At 36.8% G+C, this 22,484-nt stretch carries 18 protein-coding genes and 7 pseudogenes; 17 read left to right on the top strand and 8 right to left on the bottom strand.

What is annotated here, in order from left to right; genetic code table 11:
• Positions 1–131 precede the first annotated feature (131 nt).
• A pseudogene (locus JOC59_RS07655) lies at positions 132–341 on the bottom strand (replication initiation protein); the annotation flags it as partial.
• A 633-nt stretch (positions 342–974) separates the two neighbouring features.
• On the bottom strand, positions 975–1,187 hold the full coding sequence (locus JOC59_RS07650) for a hypothetical protein (RefSeq protein WP_205144202.1): 213 nt from the start codon (positions 1,185–1,187) through the stop codon (positions 975–977).
• A gap of 394 nt (positions 1,188–1,581) precedes the next feature.
• Here JOC59_RS07650 and JOC59_RS07645 point away from each other — a divergent pair, with 394 nt between their 5' ends.
• Positions 1,582–2,010, top strand: a complete 429-nt coding sequence (locus JOC59_RS07645) for an Hsp20/alpha crystallin family protein (protein ID WP_205144201.1) — start codon at positions 1,582–1,584, stop codon at positions 2,008–2,010.
• Positions 2,011–2,013: 3 nt separating this feature from the next.
• On the opposite strand, the gene JOC59_RS07640 is transcribed toward JOC59_RS07645, so the two are convergent.
• Positions 2,014–2,313 carry an antitoxin epsilon gene (locus JOC59_RS07640; protein ID WP_205144200.1) on the bottom strand — a complete coding sequence of 100 codons (300 nt, stop codon included), beginning with the start codon at positions 2,311–2,313 and terminating at the stop codon, positions 2,014–2,016.
• 185 nt (positions 2,314–2,498) lie between these two features.
• Positions 2,499–3,086: a site-specific integrase gene (locus JOC59_RS07635; protein WP_205144199.1), complete on the bottom strand. Its 588-nt coding sequence runs from the start codon at positions 3,084–3,086 to the stop codon at positions 2,499–2,501.
• Between the two features lie 103 nt (positions 3,087–3,189).
• Here JOC59_RS07635 and JOC59_RS07630 point away from each other — a divergent pair, with 103 nt between their 5' ends.
• From JOC59_RS07630 to JOC59_RS07620, 3 genes and pseudogenes are all read left to right on the top strand, one after another.
• Complete coding sequence (locus tag JOC59_RS07630) at positions 3,190–3,468, top strand: plasmid mobilization protein (RefSeq protein ID WP_003625288.1); 279 nt, start codon at positions 3,190–3,192, stop codon at positions 3,466–3,468.
• Positions 3,458–3,760, top strand: a complete 303-nt coding sequence (locus JOC59_RS07625; protein WP_131470777.1) for a type II toxin-antitoxin system YafQ family toxin — start codon at positions 3,458–3,460, stop codon at positions 3,758–3,760. The genes JOC59_RS07630 and JOC59_RS07625 overlap by 11 nt, the downstream gene beginning before the upstream one ends.
• A 298-nt stretch (positions 3,761–4,058) precedes the next feature.
• Positions 4,059–4,835 (top strand): annotated as a pseudogene (locus JOC59_RS07620) (DNA topoisomerase); the annotation flags it as partial.
• An 83-nt stretch (positions 4,836–4,918) separates the two neighbouring features.
• On the opposite strand, the gene JOC59_RS07615 reads toward JOC59_RS07620, so the two are convergent.
• Positions 4,919–6,058: an ABC transporter ATP-binding protein gene (locus JOC59_RS07615; protein WP_205144198.1), complete on the bottom strand. Its 1,140-nt coding sequence runs from the start codon at positions 6,056–6,058 to the stop codon at positions 4,919–4,921.
• A 124-nt stretch (positions 6,059–6,182) separates the two neighbouring features.
• Here JOC59_RS07615 and JOC59_RS07610 point away from each other — a divergent pair.
• The 4 genes and pseudogenes from JOC59_RS07610 (at position 6,183) to JOC59_RS07595 (ending at position 10,667) form a co-directional block, all read left to right on the top strand.
• A pseudogene (locus JOC59_RS07610) lies at positions 6,183–7,481 on the top strand (ABC transporter substrate-binding protein).
• 5 nt (positions 7,482–7,486) lie between these two features.
• Positions 7,487–8,341, top strand: a complete 855-nt coding sequence (locus JOC59_RS07605; RefSeq protein ID WP_205144197.1) for a carbohydrate ABC transporter permease — start codon at positions 7,487–7,489, stop codon at positions 8,339–8,341.
• A gap of 3 nt (positions 8,342–8,344) precedes the next feature.
• Positions 8,345–9,160: a carbohydrate ABC transporter permease gene (locus JOC59_RS07600; RefSeq protein WP_205144196.1), complete on the top strand. Its 816-nt coding sequence runs from the start codon at positions 8,345–8,347 to the stop codon at positions 9,158–9,160.
• Between the two features lie 250 nt (positions 9,161–9,410).
• Positions 9,411–10,667, top strand: a pseudogene (locus JOC59_RS07595) (cytochrome P450).
• Between the two features lie 335 nt (positions 10,668–11,002).
• Here JOC59_RS07595 and JOC59_RS07590 read toward each other — a convergent pair.
• Positions 11,003–11,122 (bottom strand): annotated as a pseudogene (locus JOC59_RS07590) (IS30 family transposase); the annotation flags it as partial.
• Between the two features lie 113 nt (positions 11,123–11,235).
• Here JOC59_RS07590 and JOC59_RS07585 point away from each other — a divergent pair.
• On the top strand, positions 11,236–11,760 hold the full coding sequence (locus tag JOC59_RS07585) for an IS3 family transposase (protein WP_205144204.1): 525 nt from the start codon (positions 11,236–11,238) through the stop codon (positions 11,758–11,760).
• Between the two features lie 42 nt (positions 11,761–11,802).
• On the opposite strand, the gene JOC59_RS07580 is transcribed toward JOC59_RS07585, so the two are convergent.
• Together JOC59_RS07580 and JOC59_RS07575 are read right to left on the bottom strand one after the other, a co-directional pair.
• On the bottom strand, positions 11,803–12,294 hold the full coding sequence (locus JOC59_RS07580; protein ID WP_205144195.1) for a MarR family transcriptional regulator: 492 nt from the start codon (positions 12,292–12,294) through the stop codon (positions 11,803–11,805).
• Positions 12,287–12,958: pseudogene (locus JOC59_RS07575) on the bottom strand (RepB family plasmid replication initiator protein); the annotation flags it as partial. The pseudogene JOC59_RS07575 and the gene JOC59_RS07580, both read right to left, overlap by 8 nt.
• A 75-nt stretch (positions 12,959–13,033) precedes the next feature.
• Between JOC59_RS07575 and JOC59_RS07570 the strand changes: the two are divergent.
• From JOC59_RS07570 to pgmB, 8 genes and pseudogenes are all read left to right on the top strand, one after another.
• Positions 13,034–13,720: pseudogene (locus JOC59_RS07570) on the top strand (IS6 family transposase).
• A gap of 425 nt (positions 13,721–14,145) precedes the next feature.
• Positions 14,146–14,433, top strand: a complete 288-nt coding sequence (locus tag JOC59_RS07565; protein ID WP_205144194.1) for a transposase — start codon at positions 14,146–14,148, stop codon at positions 14,431–14,433.
• On the top strand, positions 14,430–14,987 hold the full coding sequence (locus JOC59_RS07560; RefSeq protein ID WP_205144193.1) for an IS3 family transposase: 558 nt from the start codon (positions 14,430–14,432) through the stop codon (positions 14,985–14,987). The genes JOC59_RS07565 and JOC59_RS07560 overlap by 4 nt, the downstream gene beginning before the upstream one ends.
• 139 nt (positions 14,988–15,126) lie before the next feature.
• Positions 15,127–16,122: a LacI family DNA-binding transcriptional regulator gene (locus JOC59_RS07555; RefSeq protein ID WP_205144192.1), complete on the top strand. Its 996-nt coding sequence runs from the start codon at positions 15,127–15,129 to the stop codon at positions 16,120–16,122.
• 846 nt (positions 16,123–16,968) lie between these two features.
• On the top strand, positions 16,969–18,321 hold the full coding sequence (locus JOC59_RS07545; protein WP_205144203.1) for an SLC45 family MFS transporter: 1,353 nt from the start codon (positions 16,969–16,971) through the stop codon (positions 18,319–18,321).
• 94 nt (positions 18,322–18,415) lie between these two features.
• Positions 18,416–20,674 (top strand): glycoside hydrolase family 65 protein, encoded by a 2,259-nt coding sequence (locus JOC59_RS07540; RefSeq protein WP_205144191.1) that lies wholly within the window; start codon positions 18,416–18,418, stop codon positions 20,672–20,674.
• Positions 20,675–20,730: 56 nt separating this feature from the next.
• Entirely contained in the window at positions 20,731–21,714 is a 984-nt protein-coding gene (locus JOC59_RS07535) for an aldose epimerase family protein (protein WP_205144190.1), read from the top strand.
• Between the two features lie 2 nt (positions 21,715–21,716).
• The gene (gene pgmB / locus JOC59_RS07530; protein ID WP_205144189.1) at positions 21,717–22,388 is read left to right on the top strand and encodes a beta-phosphoglucomutase; all 672 of its coding nucleotides are present in this window, start codon (positions 21,717–21,719) and stop codon (positions 22,386–22,388) included.
• The last annotated feature ends 96 nt before the right edge of the window (positions 22,389–22,484 follow it).

Below are 22,484 nucleotides of genomic sequence, written 5' to 3'. Positions count from 1 at the left end.
AGAACCAAGTCTCTTTGGTTTTTCGTCGTCACAATCACTAATCGAATTATTAGTACAATGATCCGTTCAACAATCGTCCCAATGTATTACAAAGAATTACAAAGACTATTTTGTTAATTTTGCACCAGAACCCTTTCAATATCGTCAATAAATCGGTTATTTGCTGTAGGTTTATATGCACTTAATTCTTTTAATTGATCAAATGAAAACCTTACAGTTTCGTCACCTTTGTCACGCATTCTAGAAACTATTGAGAAGAATAAATTCATTTCAACAGGAGTGAATTTTCGAAGTGGGATTGTATTTAATTCTGGATCATATTTAATAATTTCATTACTCAAATGAAGCACCTCTTTTAATAAACACGTTTTTATGAATATACAATATCATAAAACTCTATCTATAAACAGACAAAACTCTATCTATAAAACCCTGTAAGCCTTGTGAGAGTAAGGCTTAAGAGGTGCCTAAAAGAGGTTTATAAAAGAGATTATAAAAGAGGCACCACTGTACGAGATCAAAACCTAAAATCAAAAATACAAAGGAGTAAGCCAAAAACCGGCTCACATTAAACTTCATTCGCTACGCTCTTTGCGCCTCACTGCGTTCGTTTCCTAAAAAGGTGTGGCAAGCCACATTTATTACGGGCGCTGACGCCCCGCACCCCGTCCAAACTGAACCAGCTTGACCGTTTTTTCACTCGCCGTTAGGCAGGAAAGCAAAGTTTTATAGAAACTTTGGCTTTCGCCAATTCAGTGTTAAGACTGGTTAAGAGCTGTCAATTCCTTATGCTCCCACGCTTTGCTCGTCCGCTACCATTGACAGCAAACAGTTAGCTTTTCTAAAACATAATAAGAATTTAACTGCTATACCCCTTTTTAAGGCCTTTATTTTTAATTCTCAGCAGTTTTAAGCTTATTTACATATAATTATGCCAAAACAAAATAAAAAGCCCTCAGCGAGCTTTTAGAGGGCTAAATTACAAATCCTGGTCGATTAATAATATCTTCTTGTCTTTTTTGCAAAATGTAAGTGTACAAGGGATTATACAAATTCTGTTTGATCTCATCAGGTTCATTAACAAAAACTTCAAACAATTCTTGAATATCAACTTGCCAAGGATCAACAAGCATTTCATCAATGGGCTTTAATACTTTCTTTTCGTCCATCTGAGCTACTCCTAACATTAGCTAATTATTTCAGGTTTAAATTAAAGGCATCTTTTTATAGTTAGTTATTCAAAGATTGTGCTTAAGTTTAGAAAGAAAAACGGTGTAAAGCAATTAAAAAGATTTGTTTGAGCGCAGCGAAATCTAATATAGTTTTTGGGGTATCGGAACACGTCAAAGTTAGTTGACGTGTAAGTGCGCCCTTAGATATTGAATTTTATTTGTGTCGGGTCTACTCGCTAGACCTAGTAGATAGGCACATTTATGCCGAAAAAATTTATTGATTGTTAAGGGTTCCGAGGCTCAACGTCAATAAAGCAATTGGAATAAAGTAAAAATTATTGACCATCTTTGACCTTTGTGTTATATATATGGTGAAAATAGATTAAATATTAATTAAGGAGGGATTGTTATGGCTAATGATTTAAAATCGTTTGGAAGAGATTATTTTGATATGACACCTAGTGAATTGTTTAGAGATTTTGGAAGACAATTTTTTAGTAATTTTCCTGATGAAAAAGGTATAAAAACTGATATTAGTGAAAAAGACGATAGATATGAATTAAAAGCAGAGCTTCCAGGATTTTCAAAAGACCAAATAGATATTTCTTATGAAAATGATATGTTAATAATTTCTGCTGAAAATAATCAGGTGAACGAAGAAAAAGATAATGAAGGTAAAATCATTCAAAAAGAAAGATCTTATAGTAGCGTGAGGAGAATGTATCCACTTAATAATATAGACGAAGATAACATTGAAGCTAAATTTGAAAATGGTATTTTATCTGTTTATTTACCAAAAATTGAAAAAAATAAAAGAAAACTTATAGATATCAAGTAATAGTTAAAGGAGAGATGTGAAGGTATTTTCACATCTCTTTTTTTCATTTTTATTCCTATTTTGCTTTTTAATTTTTAAACGAGTAAAACGAGTTTCTTCTTGTCTTGATTCTTCAAGAGATAATTTAAATAAATCAATTTGGTTCATACTTGATAATTGCTTCAGCAAATTTGTTTGTAGGTCTTTTAAATCATTTTTATCTAGTTCGTTGTTTAAAACATAGTTCAACATTTTGGCATAAATTGATGCTGAAAATTCGTTAATGATTTCAATTTCAAACGTCTTCTCATAATCTAATTTCATGATTTTATCCTCCTGGTTCCAAGTTTCGCTTTGCTCAACTAAACATTTTATTTTGATTAAACAGACTACGCTAGTTTAATCAAAATAAAATGTGCACTTACACACCACCCAAATTTATTGGAGGTTTTGTGCTTAAAATCTGTCTCAGAAGTTGCCTTGGGCAACAACTAAAAATTCAAATAAAACTAACCAAAATCAATTTGATCTAACATAGTTTCGGTACTGGCTTGGTCTAAGCCTAAATAAGCTAAAGTCATGGCTTCACTCGAATGATTTAATAAGTGCATGACTAAGCCAATATTATAATTGGATTGCGTGTAAACGCGATAAGCTCCAGTTTTACGCATGGTATGAGTACCTAGATAATTAATCCCTAACAGGTCGCCAACTTTACTCATGATTTTGTAGAACTGTTTTTCAGTAATATGGCGCTCTGGGTGTTGAATCGAAGGAAAAAGCCAGTCAGATTGTAGCTGATGATCAAGCAGCCATTGACGATACAATAAAAGCTCTATTTGAACTGGTTTAAGGTACAAGGTATTAGGCTTGCCGGTTTTTCGATCATGAATGAATGCATTTTGTTTAATGGAGCCGTCCGGATTAAAGATATCCGCTTGTTTTAGGCACATGACGTCACTGACTCTTAGTAGCGTAGCTTTACCAACTTGAAAAATTGTATAGTTACGCCGGCCAGCTTTAAAATTATTGAGTAACGTATCTTGCACCTCTTTGAGAATATTTGAATCCTTGATGGGTAGAACAATTTGTTGCATAAGCTGTTAGTTCCTTTACTTTAAAATTAATTTAGTTGCAGAAAACCTAAAAATCTAATATTATAATGTAGTACGATGGTAAACTTAAAGGAGGCAGATTAGAATGAGTAATACTATTATTAAAAACAAGACAATTTCAACTCGTGTCACACCTGACATTAGTGAACGGGCTAAAGCTAATCTAGCAAAACAAGGGCTAACCGTTTCTGAGTATATACGCTTATCGTTAGTTAAGGCGGCCAATAATGAAGTTCGATTAGTCAGCTTTTTAGATTCTCCGGAAGCCTTAGCCGCTAAAAAAGAAGCAGAAACAGGGCAGGTCAAAAATATTGGTTCATTAACTGACTTTGAAGATTGGATCGATAAGTTAGATGCAAATTAAACAGACCAAATCTTTTGAACGTGAATTAAAAAAACTAGTCAAAAAACATTTTCCAATAACTGTCTTGAAGCCTTGTTTAGAAGCAATTGTTGAACAAGATGTACTAGTTTTGAAACAGATTAAAGATCATGCATTAAAAGGAAATTGGCATGGCTATCGTGAATTTCACCCTGCCAGATATGGAAACTATGGCAAAAATTATGACAACTGGATTGTTATTTATCAGCTAGATCATGATGAATTGATTTTGTTATTGGTTGCAACTGGCTCCCATGAAATCTTGAATCAATAGCTATAGGTTAGGGGTACTTATAAAAAAATAAATTAAAATAGCCCCCAATATCTAAATTATAGATATTGGGGGCTATTTTAACAATGTTTTTGAGGGGTTATTTGTATGTTATAGACCCTATGCAAACATATTTTGTAAAAAGGTAGATTGCAAAGATTGCTTAAAGGAACGTCAACAGGCTTATGAGCAAGTCAAACAAGAAGACATGCAAGCACTTAGAAAACAAGCTTGGTTGGATAGTGCGAACCAAGGCAAAAAAGAATTAGAACAAAAACTGAATCATAAGGAGTGAACGAACATGACAACAGTTATCTTAGCTGAAAAACCCAGCCAAGCCCGTTCATACGTCCAAGCCTTTCAAAAGAGCACAAAAAAACAGGGTTACTATACGGTTAGTGACCCTGTTTTGCCCGAGAATACGCTTGTCACGTATGGTCTCGGACATCTAGTTGAACTAGCCACACCGGATAAATACGATCAGAAATACCAGCAATGGGCCTTATCTAATTTACCAATTTTACCCGACAAATACAAGTTTGAGGTGTCAGCTAGTAAAAGAGCTCAATTCAAGATTGTTAAAGACCTGTTAACGAAGGCCGATACCATTATTGTCGCCACCGATAGCGGTCGAGAAGGTTCCAATATTGCCTGGTCAATCATGAATCAAGCCCATATTGATGTTAAAAAGAAGACTATTAAGCGGCTATGGTTGAATAGTTTGGAAAAAGACGCGATTATTACCGGATTCAAAAATCTTGATGATTGGCACAAAGACTATTTGGCTTATAAAGAAGCCCAAACCCGTCAAATTAGTGATTGGTTGATCGGTGTGGATGGTAGCCCCTTATATACTTTATTGTTGAGACAAAATGGGGTGCGCGGGGTGTATTCAATTGGTCGCGTGCAGACGCCAACCTTGTATATGGTCTATCAAAGAGACCAAGCAATCAAAAACTTTAAGCCGGAACCCTATTTTGAACTAAATGCGGAAATTTTAGCCAATCAGCAAAAATTCGTCGCAAAATTAGACCCCTATCAACGGTTTAAAGACGAAGCAGGTCTAATGACATTCATGTAAGCTAAACACGTTCAGAAAGGCTCACAGGGTGGCTTAATCTTTCTCTCCAACTTAACCGTTTTCTTTCTTATCTGGTAAAGCTAACCATTTTGAAGTGTCAGACCGCTTTTAGCATCAAACAGATAAATATTAGAATTACGAATATAAAGATCTAATTTTTTTTGGCTATCATCATTAGGAATTCTTTTAGGCGTTTGAGTCACAATATTAACACCATCTTTAGTTTTTAGATAGACAAGCGTATGGCCGCCCATGTATTCAGTCAGATTTTTACTTGCGGAAAGTACAAAAAATCCTTCTTTTTGTGCAGAATTTTCAGGAGCTGTATCATTATCTCCTGACTTTTTTACCTGCGTTACTTTCTCAGGCCGAAAGCCAAGTACAATCTCTCTTTTATCCGTTGGCAAAACTTCTTTTTTCACGAATTCACTAAGGTCATAATTTACACCACCTGAATTAAAAAGTCCCTTGTTCGAAAGAGTACCCTTTAAAATATTCATGCTGGGAGAACCGATAAAACGAGCAACGAAGAGGTTACGCGGGTTATCATAAAGTTCTTCAGGTTTACCATACTGCTGTACCACTCCGTCTCGCATGATCAAGATTTTATCCGCCATTGCCATCGCCTCAGTTTGATCATGTGTTACATAAATCGTTACAGTTCCAAGCTGCTTATGTAGCTCGATAATATCCTGCCTCGTTGAAACACGTAACTTCGCATCTAAATTAGAAAGCGGCTCGTCCATTAAAAAGACTTCAGGTGCGCGCACCATTGCACGCCCTAAAGCAACTCTTTGTCGCTGCCCACCAGAAAGCTGCGCGGGTTTACGAGCCAAATAGTCTGTGAGATTAAGCTTTTGTGCTGCTTCCTTGACCCGTGAATCAATTTCACTTTTAGAAAATTTACTAAGTTTTAAGTTGAACGCCATGTTATTGTAAACAGTCATATGTGGATATAATGCATAATCTTGAAAAACCATTGCAATGCTGCGCTTTTGCGGTGGAATATTATCGAAGCGCTTTCCATCTACATTAATTTTTCCCTTTGTAACTTCTTCCAAACCTGAAAAGCAACGCAATAGTGTAGACTTACCACAACCTGATGGTCCAATAATTGCAACAAATTCCTTGTCATCAATCTCAAGATTGATATCCTTTAGGGTATCATTTTCCGCATTATCATAACGCTTATAAAGGTGTTCGATTTGAATCTTACTCATAAGAAATGCCTCCTCGAGTTTATTCTTGCTTTTGTTTCTGCAGTGATTCATAATAAAAACATAAAATTTAGGTAAAAAAATGGTGCTCTTGACAAACAATTGAAAATGAATCGGGGCGGAAGACATGAAAAAAAGATTTTTTAAAATCGCTAAGCTAACTTTTGTGTTGAGTTTATCATTAATTGTCTTAACATGTTGTAGTTTTAGCTCTCAAAAGGAAAAAAATTCAAAAATTACACTTAACTTTTTTAATCAAAAGCCTGAAATAACCGCACAATACCAAAAATTAGCGCGGATGTATCATGCTAAACATCCCAACGTCAATATCCAAATTACTACTTCAGGTCAAGGCGGTGGGGCCGCTGCTTTACAAGCGAAGTTTGCCTCTAGGGAAGCTCCAGATATTATTATGCTTGGCGGGCTACCTGAAATAGATCGGTATAAGGATCATTTGATTAATCTAAAAGATCTTAAGGCAAGTAAAAACATAGTACCAAATCTTGTTAGCGGTGGAATTTCAAATAAACGTATGGTTGGAATTCCAGTCGATATTGAGGCTTATGGCTGGTCGTATAACAAAGCTGTGTTCGCTAAGGCTAGGATTGATGCCTCAAAGATCAATAACTATTCTGAATTTTTGAAAGCGGTTGAAAAACTCAATTCAGAAAAAAAGAGGATTGGAATCGATGCCGTTTTCGGCTTTAACGGAGCTGATACCAATTCAATTGCTTCTGTTTCAGCACAATTTACTTCTCTGCTATACAACAATAATCTTGTCAAAGCTTTCAAAAGTAAAACTTTCCCTTGGAAATACGAGAGGCAAATGAAAAATTATTATGATCTCGTAAAAAAATATAATGTACAACCGATTCTTTCAGTTAAATATGATCCTTCTGTCCAAGACCTTTTTTTCAATGGTAAAGTTGCTATGATACCTCAAGGAAATTGGATTATTCCGACGCTTGATGGTCTGGAAAAGGGATACGTGCAAAAAAATCTTGGCATGTTACCGTTCTTTGTTAAAAATGATGGTACTGACCGTCTTTTGACCGGTTCCTCATGGTATTTAGGAATCACTAAAGATCATCCCAAGCGGCAAAAAGCTGCTAAAGATTTTATTAACTGGATGTACACTTCAAAAGAAGCTGAGAACGTAATCATTAACGGAATGCGTTTCGTTCCTGCAACTAAAAACTTTGATGCTTCGAGGCTGCCTGATGATCTTTCTAAATAAATTTATCGGATCGGCACTTCCAAAAACGCACAATCTCCTGTTCACAAACAGTACCCGAATGGCTTTACTAACCAAGCACTTGGGCCATATATACAACGCTATTTTGTAAATGGAATCTCTTGGAAAGAATTGAAAAAGGAAACATCGGCTAAATATCGACAGCTCAGGGAAATCCAAAGTGGGGAGTGATAAAAATGCTTATTAAAAAACATCAATATCTGGCTTTTATTTTACCAGCAGTTTTCTTTATACTATTGATTATTGTCATACCATTTCTGATAGGAATTTATTATTCCTTTACCGATTCCAATGGTTTACGCTCTTCTTTTATTGGTTGGAAAAACTTTGAAGTCCTTTTTCAAGACTCCACCTTTCTGCAGAGTTTTTGGCTAACAGTTAAATTTTCTTTTGTTTCAGTAATTCTAATTAACTTAGTCGGTTTGGTTTTTGCGTTAATCGTCACCAGACACAACAACAGACTCACAAAATCACTCAGAACCATCTTCTTCATGCCAAATCTGATCGGCGGAATACTACTTGGTTTTATCTGGCAATTCATTTTTACTTCTGCTTTTCAGGCAATTGCCGCTGCTTTTCATCTTGACTTTTTCAAAGGTTGGTTGAGCAACTCTTCAACAGGCTTTTGGGGGATAGTAATTCTGTTTGTTTGGCAGATGAGCGGTTATATTATGTTAATCTATATTTCTTTCTTGAATGCAATTCCTAAGAATACCATTCAAGCAGCTGTTCTAGACGGTGCAAAAGCAACCCAGATTTTCTTTTTCATCAAGCTGCCACAATTGGCGCCAGCCTTTACAATCAGTCTATTTCTAACACTTGCCAGCTCGTTTAAACTCTATGAGCAAAACTTAGCACTTACAAATGGTGGCCCATACCGCTCCACAGAGATGATTTCGATGTATATTTATAATACTGCTTTTGTAAACTTCCAGCAGGGATACGCTCAAGCAGCCGGAATTATCCTTTTCCTTTGTGTAACCATTGTTTCCTTTATTCAATTAGCACTTTCAAGAAAGCGGGAGGGATAGAAGATGAAAAAATCAACTAAAATCTTACTTGGCTTTCTTTTTGGAATCATTGCCCTATTCTGGTTCTACCCCTTTATCATTGTTATTATCAATGCTTTAAAGGGAAAAAGGGGAATTTTTCAAAACCCGTTATGGTTTACACGCGACTTTACGTTTTCAAATTTCAAAACTGCTTACCAGGCGCTTGATTTTACAAGCAGTTTCTTTAACTCTTTAGCTATCACAGTAGCCAGTGTCATTGTAATCACATTGGTTTCGGCAGCTGCTGCCTATGCTCTTTCTCGTGTTAAAGGGCCTTTCAGTTCAATTCTCTACTATCTTTGTGCCGGCACTATGCTGATCCCTTTTCAGTCAATTATGATCCCGCTTCTTTCACTTTTTGGCAAAGTTAATTTCCTTAACAGAACGAGTCTGGTCATTATGAACACCGGGTTATCAGTAAGTCTCTCAATTATTCTTTTTTATGGGGCTTTTCAAGGAGTCTCAAAAACTCTTGACGAAGCTGCTGCTTTAGATGGAGCCTATCCTTTTAAAACCTTTGTTTATATTATCTTTCCAGCGGTCAGCCCAATGACAGGTACAGTTGTTATCTTGAATGCAATGAAAATATGGAATGACTACCTGTTACCATCACTAGTCGTTAATAAAGATGGCATGTACACGATTCCACTTAAGATGTATTCTTTCTTCGGTGAAACAAACAGCCAATGGCAATTAGCCTTAGCCGGACTTGTTTTGTCAGTGGTTCCGATTATTATTCTGTTTCTCCTATTGCAAAAGCAAGTCATGACAAGTGTGACAGAAGGAGCTATCAAGTAAAGATTGGATTTAATCTAAATAAAAATAGTACAAGAGACCAGGTCAATCTGACCTGGTCTCTTGTACTATTTTTGTAATGTTCAATTTACCAAAATCATATGACGTTAATATGAACGCTGGCAGTATGGAAAATTACTAACTTAATCCCCAAGGCCGACTGCGCCAAAGTAATCGGAGCTATTTATCAACATAATTTTATATTTTAGGTTATGATAAATTTAAATAGAAATAATTTAAGGAGGATATTATTTTGACAAGTATTCCTGAAATAAAAGTCCATTTTAAAGATTTAAAAGCACTTTTTAACGCTGGTTATGGTGCTTTAGGAAAATTACATGAGGAAGTAAACGCCCCTGTCGTGAAAGCTCGTTTGCTAAACTAAGAGGTCGTTGCTGTATATGGCAAAGAAGCCGCTGAAAAATTTTACAACGCAACATATTTTAAACGCGCTAATGCCATACCAAAGCCTATTTTGAAAACCTTACAAGGTGAAACAGGCGTCCAGACTCTAGATGGAGATGAACATCTTAAACGTAAAGGCATTTTCATGGATTTAATGACGCCAGACCGTATGGCTGACTATCGTAAATTATTGGGAAAAAATTTAACCAATGCTTTAAATGAACAACATGGTACTTTTGAACTTTACACCCTGGCTAAGAAGGTTTTATTTCAAACGATTTGTACTTGGTCTGGTATTAATTTAGGGCAACTTACAGAACAAGAAATTGATGCGTTGACAGATGATCAAGTTGCCATGTTTGAAGGTGTAAATTCAGCTTCTGATTATTTAAACGGCGTCATTGGTCGGAAAAAAGCTGAAAAATGGGCCCAAGAATTATTGCAGGAAGCCCGCGAACACCCATTAGATAAAGATCGCAACCTAGCTTTATATGCCTTTGCAACGGCTAAAGACACTAAAGACAATTTATTGCCACTAGAAACCGCAGCGGTGGAGTTATTGAATATTATCCGCCCAACAGTTGCAATTACTGTCTGGGTTGCACTAATGGGTCGCATATTATTCAATAAAACTGAAGTTTACCAAAAATTAGCTAATAACTTTGTTGAATTACAAGATTCATTTATTGAAGAGCTACGTCGCTATTATCCATTTTTCCCAATGATTCCAGCAACAAGTATTCAAGATGTTGAAATCGACGGTTATTTGATTCCCAAGGATAGTTGGGTTGTACTCGATATTTACGGTACTAACCACGATGCACGTTCTATGGAAAACGCAGATAGCTTCAAAGTGGATCGTTTCGTTGGAAAAACCAAACAAATATCTTATGACGAAGAATATGAAATGATCGCGCAAGGTGGTCGAGATTTTCGTCAAATGCATCGCTGCGCCGGCGAATGGATTACTCTACACACATTACGTGTCTTTAGTGACAAATTAGTCAATGATTACACTTTTTCTGTGCCTAAGCAAGACTGGACGATCCCAATGAATCAGTTCCCAACTTATCCGCAAAGCAAAGTGTTACTTTTTAAAGAATAATGTGGCGCATCACTTATAATCAGATTTTTTCAAATATCCTTTATGTGAAATAAACATGAATAGCGTACCAATTAAAAACGACTGTATAATTCCTAGCATGAAATGAAAAATTTCATGCTATTCCTTTTCCTTTTTTCACAAACTCTTTTGATCGGTTTTACAAAATTTCGCGCTAATTAGCATTCAGCCGAAAAAAGGCTTTCATATACACCAAAAAAGGTACATATGAAGGCTCCTAAAGGTAACTCAAAATGGTAATCACAGCCGTCATGGATTGAAGTCAATATTTGAGATAGGTTTTAAGAGACATTCAGAACCGCGTTTACCTTCTACATCGTTATCTGGTCAAAGTTAGTCTTTTTCGGGAAAAACCAACGTAACCGTCGATTGAAATATTCATTGGATCCCCGTTCCCATGGTGAATACGGGTGACAAAAATAAACTTTAATCTGATGGTAGATTGTAAAATTAATCCGAACAACGTTCGAACAAAAAGATCAGCCTTCCTTAAATTGGTGTTTGCCACAAAACCATTTTCTAGGAGTTGATCTTTTGTTTAGTATAACCTATTCTGAATGAATTAAAACAAGACTTTAAAGCTGTCAAACCTAATCAAAAATGGGCTGCTGATATTACGTATATTCCGACCAAAACTGATGGGTGGTGCTATCTGGCAACCATCATGGACTTGTATTCTCGCAAAATTATCGCTCATAAATTAAGCCGACACATGACAACCGAGTTGGTTGTCAACGTACTTAATCAAGCTTGTGAAACTAGAACTGTCAAGGCTGGTTTGATTCTGCATACTGATTTGGGCAGCCAGTATCGAAGTACTGCCCTTGAAACAGCATTGAAGCAACACGCTATCCGGCACTCTTACAGTAAACGTGGCTATCCGTATGACAATTCTGTGGTGGAGTCATTTCATGTCAGCTTCAAGAAGGAGGAGGTTTACCAACGGACTTACAAAGACTATCATGAAGCCAATTTGGCTCAGTTTAGTTACATTGACGGATTTTATAATTCTCGGCGGATCATTAGTGCCGATGGCTATTTAACTCCAGATGAAAAGGAACAATTAGTCAGTTAGAAATTCTACGTAATCGTGTCTAAAAACTTGACTCAGATCCAATTATATTTCCCTACCAAAGTTCCACCATTTTTTATTTTTTTGTTTTTTTTCTTTTATATTCTTTAGTACATTATCTTTTTCTATATCCTGTGATGGCATATTTAATGCTTTTAAATCTTTTATTTCAGTCTTATATTCTTCTAACAGTCTTTTATCCTGTAAAGATAAACGCTGTTGCTGATCCAACAAATTTTGTGTGTTTTTTTGGACTTCTAATAGACTTTTTATTTGTTCATCTTTCTCTTTCATAGAATCCATTATATCTAAGTATAACTCATAATCGACAAAACTAGTTGTTGTTTTACTTGTCGATGACTTATCAGTTTCTAACCCCATTAAAGCCTTTATATTATGCACGTCTTTATGATTAAGTACATATCGATTACCTTCTTTGCTTGGCTTTTTGCTTGTCAATAATTTTGCGATTATTTGTTGAATTCTTTGTTTTGAAACACCTAATTCATCAGCAAGTTCTCTAATCGTTTTAGGCATGATTTCCAAACCCCTTTCGGAGTTCAGCAAGTACTTCTTGTCTTGCTTGATCTCTTATTTTTTTATCGTGCTCGGCCTGTTTATCAGCCAATGCTTGCTTCTCAGTAGAGCCTAACGTTAACCCTTTAACCTTGTCAATGGCGCGCCATTTTTCCTGCTCTGTTAATTCACCATTATGCTGAATGTTAAAGAGTTTTTGACGTTCATCTTGAATTTGACCTTGCGAGAAGTCATTAGCGTCTTTCTTTTCAGACTTCCAAGTAAAGGAATACCCAATCACTGGTTTCCCGCGGCCTTTACCATATTTTTTTCGAACAGTTAGGCCTCTAAAAAGAGGTGTAAGTTCCTCTTTGATGGGTTTTAAAACGGATTGATTTATATTGCTACTTTTATAGCTTTTAGGGACATCTAATAGCTCGTTAAAGTCCGCAACTGAAAAGTAAGCGTATCCAGTAGTCCTAAATTGTTTTAGTAAACGGAACATGGTTTTTGCGTAGCTGCTTTTTAAATCTCTGAATTCTGATAAAGCATAACGAACCCAACTTTCCAGCTCATTCAATAATTTTATAGCTTTGGGGTAAATTTTAATATCAACATAAGGATCATCAGCATGGCCGTTTATCTCAAATTCGGTAAACATAACAAAAAATTCACGATGCAGCCCATCTTAGTTCTGGTGCAAAATTTTTCAGGTAAACTTATTTTGGGTATAATTAGCCTAAAAAGCGAGGTAGCGATGATGGAAAATTATTTTAAAGGGCGACATTTCCAAAAAGATATTATTTTGGTAGCCGTTGGCTACTATTTTAGATTCTCATTAAGCTACCGTGATGTGGTTGAAATTTTGCGTGACCGTGGAATTATTATTCATCATACAACTGTCATGCGCTGGGTTCACCATTACGGGCCACTATTCAAATTATTATGGCGAAAACAGCGAGATACTCATAGTCAAAGCTGGCGAGTTGATGAAACCTATATTAAAATAAAAGGTCGTTGGTATTACTTCTATCGAGCCATTGATAGTCATGGATTAACACTAGATTTTGAGTTACGTAAACATCGTGATTATCAATCCGCCTATCATTTTTTGAAACGTTTATTGACGACCTATGGTCGTCCCGATTGTCTGGTTACTGATCAATATGCTGGCACTTTAAAGGCTATTAAACAAGTAATTAAAGATGGCTTATTGGTGAAAGCAAATCACCAATGTTCTAAATATCGTAATAATTTGATTGAACAAGATCATCGGTTAATTAAACACGTCTTAGTAAAATCAAGCGGTTTTCAATCACTATGAACTGCGCTAAAAACGCTAAGTGGGATTGAAGTCATGCATCAACTACATAAAGTAAGCCAAAGAGAAACAAGTCTCTTTGGTTTTTCGTCGTCACAATCACTAATCGAATTATTAGTACAATGATCCGTTCAACAATCGTCCCAATGTATTACAAAGAATTACAAAGACTATTTTGTTAATTTTGCACCAGAACCAAAAGGAACTCTCTTCGGCTTTTCAGTCTGTACGGAAATTAAAGTTTTAATGAGTATACCAGCATAGTCAAAATAGTACATTAGGCCTTTTATACTCTTTTTTTAATTTTGCAAAAGACTCAATGTAAGGATATTCTTCTTCATCAATTTATTTTTGAGCTACTTTTTCAATGATTTGTGCTACCTGATTAACACTGAGTGTGACTTCTTTTGCGCTTAATGGCTTACTGTTTGTTAATTCGTCATTTAATTATTCTACCGTATATAAATATTCACTATCATTAGCGTGCTCTTATACTAAAAAAATGGACTATTTTTATTCAGTCCGTAAAATGAAAGTATAGGAGTATTTTTATGTCAATTCGTTATTCACAAGATTTTAAAGATTCACTGGTTAAACTTTACCAAGAAGGACGTTCACTTAAATCATTAGCAGATGAATTTGGACCTTCAAAAGATTCTATTGCGATTTGGTGCAAGCAAGCTACCCCAGTCATGATTCAGGGTCAGTCAAAGACGTTAAAGGATGTCAAGCAATTAGAGAAGCGCCTCACTATTTTGGAGGAAGAAAACGAAATTTTAAAGCGAGCGGTCATCTTACTAGCCAAAAAATTGATTGTCCAAAAATATCTGAATATATGACGCTCAAATTAGGGCGTGAATTAGGGATTAAATTACGCATGCAAAAACGTTATCACAAGCCAAAAAATGTGGTGACTGTTAATCAAAAGCCCAATCTGATTAAACACTTGCATGATTTGAGCGGTGTTTGGCAAACAGATATCACTTATATTCAGTTGACTAATCACAGATGGGTCTATTTAGCGACCATTTTGGATCCTGAGAAGAGAAAAGTATTAGGCTATAAAATTGGCGATACAATGACAGCCGAGCTAGCCACAAGTGCCTTACAGATGGCGTTAGATAAGCATCGAAAGCAATTAATTATTCATTCAGATATGGGGTCACAATACGCGAGTGCTGAGTTTAATATTAAATGCCAAAATTATGGCTTGAAATATTCTTATTCACTCAAAGGCCATCCGTACGACAATAGCCGTATGGAAGCGTTTCATTCAATATTGAAGCCTGAAGAGTTTTATTTGAAGGAATACCAAACATTAACTGAAGTCCAAGCAGCCATTGGTTGGTATATCAATTTTTATAATCGTAATCGTATCTCAAATGTCGCCTAATTAACTGAATAAAAATAGTCCAATTTATTGACTTCTGAGCAGTTTCTGGTGTGACAAGTAAATCGGTCAAAGGTTTAAAAAGATTGAGGCGTCAGTTCCAATCTTTTTCATGTTAAAATAACGTGTACAGGAGGTCGCTATGGTAACAATACAAGATATTGCAAATAAATCCGGATTTGCTATTTCGACGGTTTCGCGCGCATTGTCTGACTCACCGAAAATTAGTGCTAAAACAAAGGAACGCATAAAAAAAATTGCACAAGATATGGGATATACGCCAAATTTTGCTGCACGGAACTTAACACAAAGTGAAAGCAACACGGTTGGGGTTGTTTTTCAACCACAAGCTGAAGATAGTGCTAAAAATGTTTTCTCAATGCAATTACTATTCGGGATTAATTCTCAACTCGTTGCCCGACAATACTTATTGACCACTGCGACGGGCAACAATTGGTCTGAAGTCTACAATGCCGTTAAAATGATGGTGGAAGCTGGACAAGTTCGCCGTTTTATACTGCTTTACACTATTGAAAATGATCCAATTTCTGAATTATTACGAGAAAACAACGCCCGGGTTGTTGTCACTGGTGAACCCGAGCTAGCTAATGATGTTTTATATGTTGATAATGATAATCGTCGAGCTGGTGAAGAGGCAACTAGACAGTTAGTTGGCCATTTTAACCTAAAAGCACCGCTTTTTGTTCGCACTTTGGCTGATTGGCGTTATGAGCGGAATCGTGAAATCGGCTTTCATATTGCACAACCAGACGGTCAAGTCTTATCTTTACCACTTGATTTTCAAGCGCAAAAACAGGTATTGGAAAGTTATTTCGAATTGCATCACGAAATTGACGGCATTATTGCTAGTGATGACGAAATCGGTTATCTGGCACGTAATCAAGCACAAGCTCATTTACCCACACATCCAAAATTGCCAACGATAGCTTTTAATCGTTCTGAATATGCACGACTTGGTGGTAAAAATTTCTATTCAGTTGACGTGTTGCCACGTAGTTTGGGCAGTGAAGCGGTTCGATTATTGTTTAACGATCAGCGTTCTGTCCTGGAGCAAACTAAGGCAACCAGCGTGATTGTGCCGTACCGTTTACCTGAATTTTGTGATGAGACGTGGTGAATTAAAATAATATTGCACGAAGGGCGCATGTTTTAAAAATGACACTTAGCCATGTAATTAATCATCCAAATCAAGTAGCATCTTAACTTATGGTGCTGGTACAACATGCAATAAAAAAAGACTGTTGACTATCTGCCAAATCAAGTCGTACGGTCATTAGTCAACCGACGCCATTATGTCATTCGTTTCTTACTTTTAGAAGATGTTACAACAGTTGAACCGAATTATTGATTCGATTAGCTATAATTTACAACAAAAAGGTTAGACACTGAAAATTAGCTTAGATATTACGGCAGAGAGACAATCTATTGACGTGAATAATCGAGCAGGTATTGAATAAACGACTCAATATATGTGCCAGTAGAGATATCGTGATATTTATTATATTGTTTTATCGTTAGATTAGTATTGAACTTAATGCACAATTTCTAATTACCGACTACGATTATCCGTGCGAGCGATTAGATTACACTTGTTGTGCTAAGTGCGGTTCAGCTGAAATTAAACACCTATAAGACAAGCGTTTGCCTTAATTGTTGAAAAAATTGTCGCACAAATTATTTTTTAAATTGAATCAAAAACGATAGAATTAGAAAATACCAGCATTTCAGCATTTATAGCTGTTCGATAAACAACAAGTTTGCATAATATTATCGTTAATATTGTGCAAACGCTTCCATTAATTATCCAAATGTTATATACTATAAAATGTAAACGGTTACGTATATTGGTGTTAAGAACATGTTCCTGATTTCTAAAAAAAGTTTCATCACGAATTGTTCATATAAATAATGTATGATTAGAGCAAATCAGTTATGTTTCAAAAAAATTTTGGAGGAAGTAATGATGGTAGATAAGAAAAAAGGGCAGGGGTTGCCAAACCTGCCGCTAAGCACCATTTGGATGCTGAGCTTTGGATTTTTGGGCGTGCAGATGGCATTTTCATTGCAGAGTTCCCAAATGGGACGTATTTTTCAGACATTGGGTGCTGATCCCACTAAGTTAGGATTTTTCTTCATCCTACCGCCATTGGCAGGGTTGTTTGTTCAACCACTAGTTGGCTATTTTTCAGATCGCACTTGGACAAAACGCTTTGGTCGTCGAATGCCTTACCTATTGGTTGGTGCTCTTGTGTCAGTTATTGTGATGTTCTTGTTGCCTAATTCAGGTAGTTTTGGTTTTTCAACTACTGCTGGTTTGTGGTTTGGAGCAATCACAATTTTGTTCATGGATTTGAGTTCTAATGTTGCAATGCAACCCTTCAAGATGGTTGTGGGTGACATGGTTAATGAAGACCAAAAATCATACGCTTACTCAATTCAAAGTTTCTTATCTAATACAGGGTCTGTCCTGGCAACAATTTTTCCATTCTTACTGACAGCGATTGGTGTTGCTAATACAGCACCTAAAGGTCAGGTTCCAGCTTCTGTGATTATTTCATTCTATGTTGGTGCGTTAGTCTTAGTTATCTTTTCGCTAATTGCAGTCTTTAACGTGAAAGAATACGATGATGCCACTTATGAGTTATATCATGGCTATGCTTTGAATACACCAGATGATGGTGAAGGTGGTTTCTTAACTTTGTTAAAGCGTGCACCAAAAACATTTTGGATGGTTACTTTGACTCAGTTCTTCTGCTGGATGGCATTCCAATATTTGTGGACATATGGTACTGGTGCTGTGGCAGACAATATTTTCCATGCAACTGATCCAACAACAGCTGGGTATCAGAATGGTGGTAATTGGTTTGGTATCATGTCAGCGGTTTATGCTATTGCAGCCGTCGTGTGGTCACTAGTCTTATCAAAAATCCCAGCAACTAAAAACAAAACGGGTTATGCTTTGTCACTCTTTTTAGGGGCAATTGGTTTCATATCGGTATTCTTTATTCACTCACAGTATTTGTTGATTGGTTCATTTATTTTAATCGGTATTTCATGGGCAGGTATGATGGCATACCCATTCATTATGGTAACCAACGCATTGCCTGGTGATCACATGGGTACGTATCTAGGATTGTTTAACGGTTCAATTTGCTTGCCGCAAATTCTAGCTTCGGTTGCTAGTTTTGCACTATTTCCTGCACTTGGTTCACATTTCCCATCAATGATCTTAGTATCCGGAATCTTAATGTTAATTGGTGCTGTTAGTGTTGGGCTTATCAATGAAATTCACAGTAATCCAGTAGATGCACAATAATGGCTAACGCTTCGGCGTTAATATGAGCGATCGGTCGTCGTAGATATTAGCGCTGAAGCTAAGCATTCAAAAAATTGAAGAGGTAAAAAGTCTTATGAAACGAATTTTTGAAGTTGATCCTTGGACAGTTACATCACATGATTTGAATCCCAAAGATAAGCGTCTCCAAGAATCTATGACGAGTTTGGGCAACGAATACATGGGCATGCGTGGCATGTTCGAAGAAGTCTATTCCGGTGACACACATCAAGGTATTTACGTTGGTGGTGTTTGGTTTCCAGATAAAACACGTGTCGGTTGGTGGAAAAATGGTTACCCACTTTACTTTGGCAAAGCTATCAATGCCCTAAATTATGTCAAAGCAGACATTTACGTTGATGACAATCAAGTTGATTTAGCTAAGAATGATGTGACTGATTTTGAAGTGTCATTGGATATGAAAAATGGTGTTTTGAATCGAACATTTACTGTGTTTGGCGTGACGTTTAAAATTACGCGCTTAGTTTCAGCAGCAGTGAAGGAACTAGCAGATATTCACTATGACTTGTCATCTGCTGATGGACAAGCACACAAAATTCGTTTTGATGCTAGTATTGATGCTGACGTCGTCAATGAAGATTCAAATTATGATGAAAAGTTTTGGCAAGTTTTGGATGCAGGTAATGAGACTAATTCATCGTTTATCGCTACGCAAACGATTGAAAATCCGTTTGGTGTGCCACAATTTACAGTTGTTGCCCGTCAGAGCTTTGTTGGCGGTGAAAAGCATGGTGTGAACCGCTCTGAAAAAGAAGTGACTGATAACTTTGACATCGAAGTACCAGCCAAAAGTTCCGTTAGTTTTGAAAAGCGCGTGATTGTGACAACTTCGCGTGATTATGATAGCCTAGCTCAAGCGATTAAAACAGGCGAGACACTAACTGCGGATCTTGCCACACAAACATACGACGATATCTATACGGCACACGCGCAAGAATGGGCTAATCGTTGGGAAAAAGCTGATGTTCAAATTGAAGGAGATGATGCGGCGCAGCAGGGTATTCGCTTCAACCTATTCCAGTTATTCTCAACTTACTATGGTAATGATCCACGTTTAAATATCGGACCAAAAGGTTTCACTGGCGAGAAGTACGGTGGTGCCACATATTGGGACACTGAAGCTTTCGCAATTCCTGTTTACCTTGGTGTTGCTGATCCGTCTGTGACTCGTTCATTGCTACAATATCGCTTTGATCAATTGGATGGTGCATTCCACAATGCCAAAGAACAAGGCTTAAAAGGTGCTTTGTACCCAATGGTCACCTTTGATGGTATTGAGTCACACAACGAGTGGGAAATTACTTTTGAAGAAATTCACCGTAATTCGACAATTGCTTATGCGATTTATAATTATACAAACATCACGGGAGACCACTCATGGCTTGACGGTGATGGCGCACAAGTTTTGTATAATATCGCACGCTTCTGGGCAGATCGTGTCCATTATTCTGCCCGAAACGATAAGTACATGATTCATGGTGTCACGGGTCCTAACGAGTATGAAAACAATGTTAATAACAATTTCTATACAAATTGGATGGCAAAATGGGTTTTGCAATACTCACTTGAACACTACGATGAAATTCATGCTGACGAAAAAGCTAAGTTGGCTTTGACAGATGAAGAATTAGCAAGGTGGCAAGAAATTATTGATAAGATGTATTTGCCAGAGGCTGATGTTGATACCAAGATAGGTAAAAAGCATATCTTTGTTCAACATGATACATTTTTGGATAAAGATTTGACACCAATCGCTGATATGCCACAAGACATTCGTCCAATTAATCAAAACTGGTCATGGGATCGCATTTTGCGCTCGCCATATATTAAGCAATCTGATACATTACATGCCATGTTCTATTTCCCAGATGTGTTTACTGAAGAAGAAAAGCGTAACAACTTTGAATTCTATGAACCATTGACAGTGCATGAGTCATCATTGTCGCCATCTGTTCACTCAATTTTGGCTGCTGACTTACAAATGGAAGATAAAGCAGTTGAAATGTACGAACGTGCGGCCCGTTTGGACTTAGATAATTATAATAATGATACGTCAGATGGTTTGCATATAACCGCTATGACAGGTTCGTGGTTAGCGATTGTGCAAGGATTTGCCGGCATGCGTGTGCGTGATGGTAAACTCCACTTGAAGCCATTCTTGCCAAAGAATTGGACAAAATATGCTTTCCGTTTGGTATTCCGAGGTCATGTTTTGGAAGTGTCAGTTGATGGTCAAGGTGCACATGTTGAATTGATTTCAGGTGAACCATTAGCTATTGACCTATTAGGACAAGATGTCGAATTGACAAAGTAATAAGCCTGATGATGAGCGAGAAATCGCTCATTTGCTGTATAGCAAGAAAGGATATCATGAAAGTAGTAGAGACGGATTTTGGACAATTACCTGACGGAAAAATCGTGACGGCGTTTACCCTAGAAAATATTAAACACACACAGATTACCGCGATTTCGTACGGAGCAACTTGGCAGTCATTTTCCGTTGAACGTGATGGTGTCAAACAAGAATTATTAGTACAATTTGATGATTTAGCCGCGTATTTAGATAATCCATTCCATTTTGGAAACACAATTGGTCGTGTTGGTGGCCGTTTATCAAAAACTGACTATGATATTAATGGGACGCATTTTACATTAACATCAAATGATCATGGCAATGTTTTACATTCTGGCATCAATGGCTTTGATGTGGTTAATTGGCACGGTGAAGCAAGAAATTTTGGTACAGCGGCGGAAATTAATTTCACACGTACTTTTGATGATGAATTCGCCGGACAATTAGCTGCCCAAGTAACCTATCGATTGGACGATGAGGATCGTCTAGATATTATATTTAGTGGCGTTTCAACTGAAAATACATTGTTCAACCCAATGACGCACGTCTACTTTAATTTAGTTGGTAAGGGTCAAGATATCAGTCAGCATAAATTACAAATTGCGTCACGTCAACATCTTGAAGTTGATAATCACACGATTCCAACCGGTAACGTGCTTGATAATCAAAATACAAAATTTGATTTTGTGCATTTGCACGCCTTGGGACAGGAGCATTATGATGATGCTTGGGTATTAGATCTAAGTCGTCAAGGAGAGGGATTAAAACTAACTTCACCAGATGAACGCTTGACCTTGACAGTAGATTCAGATCGCAATGGTGTTGTTGTATTCACTGCCAATCCTGATGATAACAGTGCCATTAAAACAGCGCTTGCTATTGAGATGCAGAGCTTGCCCGACGCGGTTAATCATGAAGACTTTGGTGATATTGTTTTGCCGGCAAATGAAACAAAAACATATACTGTAACTTACCAAATTAAAAAAAATGAGGATAAATAAAAATGGCTAAATTTTCAGATATTAAAGGTTTTGCGTTTGATTTAGATGGGGTTATTGCTGATACGGCACGATTTCATGGCGAAGCTTGGCATCAAACAGCTGATGAGGTTGGCACAACTTGGACACCAGAGTTGGCTGAAAGTTTGAAGGGCATTAGTCGCATGTCTTCTTTGCAAATGATTTTGGATGCTGGGAATCATGCCGATGATTTTTCGCAAGCGGATAAAGAAGCATTAGCAGAGAAGAAAAATCATTATTACCAACAACTTATTTCCACATTGACGGAAGATGATGTTTTACCTGGCATGAGAGATTTCATTCAATCAGCTATGGCAGCCGGCTATAAAATGTCGGTAGCTTCAGCCTCTAAAAATGCACCAATGATTCTAGATCATTTGGGATTAACTGAGTATTTTGTTGACATTGTTGATCCCGCCACTTTGACAAAGGGAAAACCTGATCCTGAAATCTTCGTTCGTGCTGCGGAAGTCTTACATTTAGATCCAGAAAATGTCATTGGATTGGAAGATTCAGCTGCTGGAATTTCTTCAATCAATGGCGCAGGTGAAACATCACTAGCAGTTGGTATTTCAGATGTGTTGTCAGGAGCGGATCTGAATTTTGAGTCTACTTCAGAAGTAACATTAGCAAATATTAAAGCTAAAATGCAATAGATAGGCTCTTTGTCAAATGGTACTGATAGACTAAATAATTAAATTAATTTATTAAGCAACTAATTCATAATTTGGATTAGTTGTTTTTTTGTAATT

Source organism: Periweissella beninensis (assembly GCF_016908275.1).
GTDB classification, from domain to species: domain Bacteria; phylum Bacillota; class Bacilli; order Lactobacillales; family Lactobacillaceae; genus Periweissella; species Periweissella beninensis.
The sequence above is the reverse complement of the archived record's forward strand: the minus strand, read 5'-3'. Positions and strand labels throughout refer to the sequence as shown.